At 40.5% G+C, this 1,092-nt stretch carries 1 protein-coding gene; it reads right to left on the bottom strand.

Features of this window, described 5'->3' with window-relative positions; all coding sequences use genetic code 11:
* A partial coding sequence (locus B4F08_RS07130) for a DcaP family trimeric outer membrane transporter (protein WP_291373943.1) occupies positions 1-1,047 on the bottom strand: 1,047 nt, incomplete at its 3' end.
* Between the last annotated feature and the right edge of the window lie 45 nt (positions 1,048-1,092).

Raw genomic sequence — 1,092 nt, 5'->3', positions numbered from 1 at the left:
TTGAGTGTTAAATTGATGGGTAATACCTGTTGAAATTGAATCAAACTCATTGCTTTGAATATGTTTTTGATCATCAATTACATAACTGCTATTGGTCCACATCAGGAAGCGTCCGTCGCCTTTGATATGGTTATAGTCTGCTTTGAGAAAAGTTTTTGGTGTTAACTGATATTTTCCACCGATGCCGACACCCCAAGCCCACTCTTCATCTTGACTAGTTTTCTTTTCAGCGACAAAACTACGTCCTGAAAGCATAGAGCCATTGGCAAACTTATGATTTAAACGTCCAACAAAGGCAGGTAAACGCATTTCATTATCAGGATCAGAGCTTGCTGTATATTTAGGATCTTCTACTGCTAGAGCAAAGCTGGTATTTGCCGTAATATTGTCACTATAACGAACCAATGGTGAGCGTTGTAATGCTCCGCCTACATAGGTCGCAGCATCAATCGTTTCTGGATAATATTCAGGTGCGATAAATGTGGACCATGTCTGACCTAATAACCATTTATCAAAGGTTAAATAGGCATGACGGATACGGAATTGATCGCGTGATGCGCTACCAAAGAAGTCCATTTCTAATTTTCCACCGACATCGCCCATAGCAGTCGGTGTTTTAAAATTTAGACCTATCCGAGAAACACTTGCAGTGCTATGCAAACGATCTTTTTGTTGCGCTTCTTCAGCTGTCCCTTCTAATGGTACACCGCTAATGTTGTTGTACATCGTAGATGCGCCTTTGGCTTGATAAGATGCATCCGCACGCAAATAACCATATAAATTAACCTCTGCACCAGATTTGGTGAGTGATAATTTCGGCGTTGTTGTTTGAACAGGTTCAGATGTCTGTGCAACCATGACCTGAGTAGTGGGCTGAGCAGGCGGAGTTTGCTGGACATAATTTTGCAGCATTGCACGCAACTCTTTTACTTCTTGACGAAGTTGTTCTATTTCTGCATTTTCTGAGCCTGCATAACTTCCAGACATGGCAGTGAGTACAGATAGTGCTAAAACACTTTGTTGAACCGTTAAGATGAATCTTTTCATTAAAATCAATTTCCTTGTTTCATGAACTTTACTTTTCAAGTTCAT

This window comes from Acinetobacter sp. UBA6720, from assembly GCF_002454215.1.
Classification (GTDB): Bacteria; Pseudomonadota; Gammaproteobacteria; order Pseudomonadales; family Moraxellaceae; genus Acinetobacter.
The sequence above is the reverse complement of the archived record's forward strand: the minus strand, read 5'-3'. Positions and strand labels throughout refer to the sequence as shown.